General features: G+C 72.7%; 6 protein-coding genes. 2 read left to right on the forward strand and 4 right to left on the reverse strand.

Going from position 1 to position 6056, the window contains the following annotated elements; all coding sequences use genetic code 11:
• Window positions 1-11: 11 nt before the first annotated feature.
• The gene (locus ACTIFU_RS02460; protein ID WP_439576697.1) at window positions 12-1073 is read left to right on the forward strand and encodes a GNAT family N-acetyltransferase; all 1062 of its coding nucleotides are present in this window, start codon (window positions 12-14) and stop codon (window positions 1071-1073) included.
• Here ACTIFU_RS02460 and ACTIFU_RS02465 read toward each other — a convergent pair.
• The 4 genes from ACTIFU_RS02465 to ACTIFU_RS02480 all read right to left on the reverse strand — a co-directional run bounded on the left by ACTIFU_RS02465 (window position 1036) and on the right by ACTIFU_RS02480 (window position 5387).
• Window positions 1036-1911, reverse strand: a complete 876-nt coding sequence (locus tag ACTIFU_RS02465) for a PEP-CTERM sorting domain-containing protein (protein ID WP_439576698.1) — start codon at window positions 1909-1911, stop codon at window positions 1036-1038. The two genes, ACTIFU_RS02460 and ACTIFU_RS02465, sit on opposite strands and share 38 nt — an antisense overlap.
• 358 nt (window positions 1912-2269) lie before the next feature.
• On the reverse strand, window positions 2270-3286 hold the full coding sequence (locus ACTIFU_RS02470; protein WP_439576699.1) for a PEP-CTERM sorting domain-containing protein: 1017 nt from the start codon (window positions 3284-3286) through the stop codon (window positions 2270-2272).
• A 279-nt stretch (window positions 3287-3565) separates the two neighbouring features.
• Window positions 3566-4342, reverse strand: coding sequence for a PEP-CTERM sorting domain-containing protein (locus ACTIFU_RS02475; RefSeq protein ID WP_439576700.1), 777 nt, complete (start codon window positions 4340-4342; stop codon window positions 3566-3568).
• Window positions 4343-4589: 247 nt separating this feature from the next.
• Window positions 4590-5387, reverse strand: coding sequence for an NF038132 family protein (locus tag ACTIFU_RS02480; RefSeq protein WP_439576701.1), 798 nt, complete (start codon window positions 5385-5387; stop codon window positions 4590-4592).
• 424 nt (window positions 5388-5811) lie between these two features.
• Between ACTIFU_RS02480 and ACTIFU_RS02485 the strand changes: the two genes are divergently transcribed.
• Window positions 5812-6056 (forward strand): IS110 family transposase (locus tag ACTIFU_RS02485; RefSeq protein ID WP_439576702.1); only part of this gene is annotated, 245 nt, incomplete at its 3' end.

The raw sequence follows: 6056 nt of genomic DNA on the forward strand, positions 1-6056 counted from the left end.
CCGGCCGGTCCGTGGCGGGGCTCGCCGTCGCGGCCGGTCCGGTCCGCGATCCCGCCGCCCTGGAACGGCTCTGGCGCGGGCTCGAGGCCGAGGCGGGCCCGATCCCGCCGTTCCGCGCCTGGACCTGGATCGGCTGCCTCGCCGAGGAGCGCTACCGCGATCCCTGGCTGGTCCGCGCCGAGGCGGGCGGGCGGATCGTGGGGCTGGCGCTGTTCAGCCGCCGCCGCGGTCGGTTCTGCCTCGCCGAGAGCGGCGATGCCGTGCTGGACGCGCCCTTCATCGAGCACAACGCCCCGCTCGTCGCCGCCGATGCCGGGCCGGAGGTCGCGGCCTCACTCATGCGCGCGGCCTGGGGCGCGGGTGCGCGCCGGCTCGTGCTGTCGGGGGTGGAGGAGGGGCTCGCCGCGGCCGCGGGCGGGGTGGCGCTGCGCCGGCAGATCCGGCCGGCGCCCTTCGTCGCGCTCGACCGCGTGCGCGCCTCGGGCGATCCGCTCGCCCATCTCAGCGCCAATGCGCGCGGCCAGCTCCGCCGGTCGCTGCGCCGCTTCGCCGAGGCGGGCGAGGTCGTGCTCACCCGCGCCGGGACGGAGGCGGAGGCGCTCGCCTGGCTTGAGGCGCTGATCGCGCTGCATCAGCGGAGCTGGCAGGCGCGCGGCAAGCCCGGTGCCTTCGCCGATCCGTTCATGCGCCGCTTCCACCGCGAACTGGTCGCGCGCGCGCTGCCGCGGGGCGAGGTGGACCTGCTGCGCCTCGCCGCGGGCCCGGACGTGCTCGGCTATCTCTACAATCTCCGCCGCGACGGGCATGTCTGCGCCTACCAGTCCGGGTTCGACCCGGCCGCGGCGGACCCGCACCGCAAGCCGGGGCTGGTCGCGCATCTGCTGGCGATCGGCCGCGCGGCCGGGGAGGGGATGGCAGTCTACGACTTCCTCGCCGGCGAGGACCGCTACAAGCGCAGCCTCGCCACCGGCAGCCGTGATCTCGTCTGGACCGAGCTCGTCCGTCCGCGCTCGCCGCTCGCCCTCGCCGCCTGGCTCAGGGGGTGTCTCGGGCGGCGTCTCGGGCGCGGCTGACCCGGCGCCGCGCCGCCGCGAGGCCGAGCAGGCCGAGCCCCAGCAGCGCGAGGCTCGCGGGCTCGGGCACGGCGGTCGCGGGTTCCGCCTGGGACGGCCCGGGATCGGGGCCGCCTGTGCCGGGCGCAGCGATGGCGGCAAGCGGGGCATCAGGCCCCTCGGTGCCCGGACCCGGCGGGTCCAGGCCGGGGACCGCCGGTTCGTCGGGCTTGGTGTCCGCGATGTCGACCACGGGGATCAGGCTGCCCGGCGGGTCGGCATCGGCCTGTCCATCGGGCGCCGGCGGGGTGTCGCCACCCGGACCCTGCGGGTCGTTGGCGCCGGCCGGGCCGCCGCCCCCGGCGGCGCTGCCGTCCGGACCGCTCCCCGCGCTCCCACCTGACCCGCCGCCGGACCCTCCGGCCCCGCTGCCCGTTCCGCCGCCGCCCGATCCGCCGCCCGATCCGCCGCCCGATCCGCCACCGCCGCCGCCGAAGCCGGCGAGCGTGAACGGATCGTGTCCGCCCCCGCCACCGGCGCCGCCGCCCGGCCCGCCGGGGGGAGGATCGCCCAGGACCAGCCCGTCACCCCCGGCCTCGTCCGCGGGACGGTCGTCCGGCGCGACCGGATCGGCCGGGTCCTTCCAGCCGCCCGGCCCGGTTCCCGGCGGGCCGCTCAGCAGTTCCAGCACGAACCCGGTGCGCCCGCCCGGTGCCGCGGCGGACCGCGCCGGCGCGGCCCAGTCCTCCATGGCCGGGCCGAACACGGCCGCCGGCTGGGACAGCATCGTGCTGGCGAGCAGCAGGGCGAGCGGCGGTCCGGCGAGCAGGCGGCGGAGCCTTGAACGGGAGTGGCGCATGACGGTGTCGATTCGTGTCTGGCGTGCAGTGAATCCCTGTTTTGCAAGAGGTCATGCGAGTTCCGTGCCAGGAAAGCATATTCTTTTCAAGACAAGTCACTATCACTGCGTCATCGTAGCGTCTTCAGCAGGTGTAAAGAAAACTGACATGCAGCCGAGACGCGTATGATTGGGATTGCCATGCCCGCGGACCCGCATCGCCGCACCGGAACGAACCCGGACACCCGTCAACGCTCAATCCCCCATGCACGCAAGGGTCCGGGTGAGGGCAGGGACCAACGCAAAGGGCCGGGAGGTTGCCCTCCCGGCCCTTGCGGCGCGCGGCGGCCGGTGTGGCTGCCCGTCCCTGGTCAGCGTGTCAGGCGCGGCGCCGGCGCGCCGCGAAGCCGAGGCCCAGGAGGCCCATGCCGAGCAGCGCGAGGCTCGCCGGCTCGGGCACGGTGGTGGGCGGCGGAGGTGGCGGGGGTGGCGGCGCGGCAAAGCCGCTCACCATCAGCACCTGGTTGCCGGCACCGAAGGTGAAGGTCGAGAACAGGAAGGCGCCGGTCAGCGGATCGATCACCGCGCCCTCGGCGCCGGTGAGCCCGGTGATGAACGGCGTGCAGGTGGCACCGACCGGCAGGCCGTTGGTGTCGATCCCGCAGGCATCCACGCGGTTGGCGCTCCAGAGCGAGACGAGCGCCGTGTCCGGGCCGAAATCCGGGCTGCCCGGTGGCACGTAGACGATGCCCTCCGGCCCGCCGGGGGTGTTGGTCAGCGCCGTGAGCCCGCTGATGTCGTAGGTGCCGAAGCCGTCTGGGGTGAGCGTGGCGACGCCCCAGTTGCTCTGGTTGAAGCTGCCGACGACCATGTTGCCGGCGCCGGGGAAGCCGGCCGGGACGAACTGCAGCGTGCCAAGCGAGTTGAACGCGGCGGGCATGGTATCGACCCGGGCTGGGGCAACACCGCCCGGCAGGATCTGGCCGATCTGGTTGGTCGGAAAGGCAGAGTAGAACAGCACCCCGCCTGGGCCGAAGGCGAGGCCGCCGTCGATGTTCGGCGCCGAGGCGTAGAAGCTGACTGGGCCGGAGAAGCCGGTGATCAGCTGCGTGCCTGGGTCGCGCGTGAGGCCGACGCTGTAGATCGCGCCCGAGGCGTTGTTGGCGTTGCCGCCGATCAGCAGCGTGTTGTTGTTCAGGAAGGCGATGCCGCCGAACGGCGTCGGCAGGCCGGTCGGCGCGCCGAAGCTGGTCAGCGTGTAGTTGGCGTCGAACGGCGCGACGATGGTGGCAGCCTCGGCGCGCGGCAGGGCAGCAAGCCCGACCACCACCGCCGCCGCCATGGCCGTGCGCGCCAGCGGGCGCGCGAACCGGGCAACGACATCCTGAGCGTGCATCGTTGGTCTCCCCCGAGATTCCAAGATCGCCCGGAAGGCAGGCATGATTCATGCCATGCTGGGGAAGGGTTTCAGGTCAACGCGTTATCCAGGCCCCATCGGCGCGGGTGGCAGCGAGGTGTAAAGTTTTCCGACACGCCCTCACCCTGTCCCTCGCCCTCTCCCCCTGGGGGAGGTCAGGGTGACGGTCGGCGGCAGGGCCAACGCGAAGGGCCGGGAGGTTGCCCTCCCGGCCCTTGCTCACAGGCCGCCGTGGCGGCCTGTCCCCTGGTCAACGGGTCAGACGCGACGGCGGCGGGCGGCGTAGCCGAGGCCCAGCAGCCCCATGCCGAGCAGCGCGAGGCTCGCCGGCTCGGGCACGCCGATCGGGTTGAACACCACGTCGGCGCTGAACACGAGGCCGGCCTGGACGACGTTGCGGTCGGTGAAGAACACGTCGATCCGGTTGGTGCCGGGCGTGAGGCCGGAGACCGTCACGGGGGCCGCGGTCAGCGGCTTCACCCCGCCGAGATCGACCACGAGCTGGCCGTTGATGAACACCCAGGCGTCGTCGTCAGCGCCCATCGTGATGGTGATCTCGCCGCCGGCCGGCGCGTCGAACGTGCCGAACATGTGCAGCGCGAGGAAGCCGGTGGTGTTGTTCGGCCCGCCGCCCGGGAACAGGTTCGACGGCTGGTTGAACGGGATCGCCACCGGCGAGGAGTAGAACGGGTCGACCGCGACCGAGTAGTTCACCGGCCCGCCGGTGCGGGTGCCGGTGCGGTCGCCGGGGGTCCACCACAGGATCTGGTTGCTCGCGTCCACGTCCAGGATGTGGTTGGACGAGGTCAGCGGAAAGCTGGTGGAGAAGGCCGAGCGCACCGGCATCCCGTCCGGGCCGAGCGCATTCTCGACCAGGCCGGTCGTGAAGCCCGGAATGCTGACATTCGCGTCGATGTGGTTGGCCGACAGCGTGTACCAGTTGGCGTTGAGCTGGCTGAGCGCGGCCTGAGCCGGCGCGGCGGCGGCGATCAGCGCGGCGGCGCCGGCGGCGGCGAGCAGGTGGCGAGCGGACATCGGATCTCTCCCGGTTTGCAATCGTGCCCGCGGAAAACGCAAGATCGGGGCCAACCTGCCAGAATGGTTGATTTTCAGCGTGTTGGGATGAGGTCGGCAGCCCGGCAACCGGGAAGTGTCAAGAATCCCGACAGGGATTTGTGTCGGGGCCGCCGGCTGTCACGCATCCAGAACGACGAAAGGGCCGGGGATGTCCCCGGCCCTCGCGATCCGGGCCGCCGTGGCGGCCCGTCCCCTGGTCGGCTGGTCAGGCGGCGCGGCGCCGGCGTGCGGCGTAGCCGAGGCCCAGCAGCCCCATGCCGAGCAGCGCGAGGCTCGCGGGCTCGGGCACCGGCTGCGGGCCGATCGGCGTGCCGCCGATGGTCGCGCCGGCGATCGCCATGCCGGAGTCGAAGGCGGTGTCGGCCCAGTTCGTCACGCCGAACTGCAGCTTGTAGGTGCCGTCCGCGAGGATGGTGTAGGTGGACTGCACCCAGCCGGAATGGCCGCAGCCCTGGCCGACGCCGAGGAAGCACGCGCCCGAGGAGCCGCCGAGCTCGTCCCAGGTGGTGCCGTCCTGGATCGGCACGGTGGGCGGCGCGAGCGTCGCCTCTGGCGCCGGCATGCCGAAGCCGGGCACGATGTTGCCCGGCGGGGGCTGGGTGCGCGCGGTGAACAGCAGCGCCACCTGGTTGTCGGCGGCGTCGAGCAGGACCGCCCAGGCATAGTCGGCGAAGGTGCCGCCGTCCGAGGTGACGTAGTTGAAGTAGAACTCGAGCGCGTCGCCGGTATTGGCCGAGAAGGTCGGCGAGGTGAGGCGCGAGCCGTTGGTCTCGCCGCCGAGGCTCAGCAGGTTGCCGCCGCCGTTCACGCCGCCGTCGCTGGTGACGAACAGGTACTGGGTGTGCCCGGCCGGGATCGGGCCGACCACGCCGTTCGGCGTGTTGGTGCCGACCGTGCCGAGACCGGTCCAGCCCGCGGGCGCGCCGTAGCTCGGCGCCGCCTGCGCCTCGGCCGCCGCGAGCACCAGCCCTGCCGCCGCGCCGGCCAGAAGAAGCTTTCTCATCATTAGGCTCCTACTCATCCGCCCCCCCGTTGTGGAGCGCTTGACAGGACCCGAAGCAGATTCGGTGCCAGGACATGACATCGCGTGATTTCAACCGGTTGCCCTGGGGCCGAGGCGTTCGGCGGCACGGGTGTAAAGTTTTCCGACGCACCTTCATGAGGGTCGCGTCACGGCTCGGCGATCCCGCCGCCGGGGCGGGGGTGAGGTGTGGCGTTGTGCGACAGCGACCCTCACCCTGACCCTTGCGTGTATGGGGGGATTGAGCGGGGATAGGTCTGCTCGTCTGCGTCTGGCGGCGGTCCCGTCCCGACCCGAGGTTGCGAGAACCGTGGGAGAGCCGAGGGACGCCGCCGGTTGCGCCACAGACCCGAACAGTCGCCTGGGCCGTCGGACGAGCCCGCACCGGCAAGGGAGGGAGAGGCGCATGTCATCGCTGGCGGTGTTCGTCGGGATCGATGTCAGCAAGGCACGGCTGGATGTGCATGTGCTGCCATCGGGCGAGGCCTTCGCCCTGGGCAACGATCCGCCTGGGATCAGCGCGCTCTTGGCGCGGCTGGCCGGGCTCGGCCCGGTGCTGGTGGTGCTGGAGGCGACCGGCGGTTTGCAGGAGCGTGCCGCGGCAGCGTTGGCGGCGGAGGGACTGCCAGTAGCGGTGGTCAATCCGCGTCA

The organism is Elioraea sp., assembly GCF_051860475.1.
GTDB lineage: Bacteria > Pseudomonadota > Alphaproteobacteria > Acetobacterales > Acetobacteraceae > Elioraea.

What these genes read in the sequence shown, in the direction of transcription:
- ACTIFU_RS02465 (WP_439576698.1), bottom strand. Translation starts at nt 1,911, where the DNA reads ATGCGCCACTCCCGTTCAAGGCTCCGCCGCCTGCTCGCCGGACCGCCG.
- ACTIFU_RS02470 (WP_439576699.1), bottom strand. Translation starts at nt 3,286, where the DNA reads ATGCACGCTCAGGATGTCGTTGCCCGGTTCGCGCGCCCGCTGGCGCGC.
- ACTIFU_RS02475 (WP_439576700.1), bottom strand. Translation starts at nt 4,342, where the DNA reads ATGTCCGCTCGCCACCTGCTCGCCGCCGCCGGCGCCGCCGCGCTGATC.
- ACTIFU_RS02480 (WP_439576701.1), bottom strand. Translation starts at nt 5,387, where the DNA reads ATGAGAAAGCTTCTTCTGGCCGGCGCGGCGGCAGGGCTGGTGCTCGCG.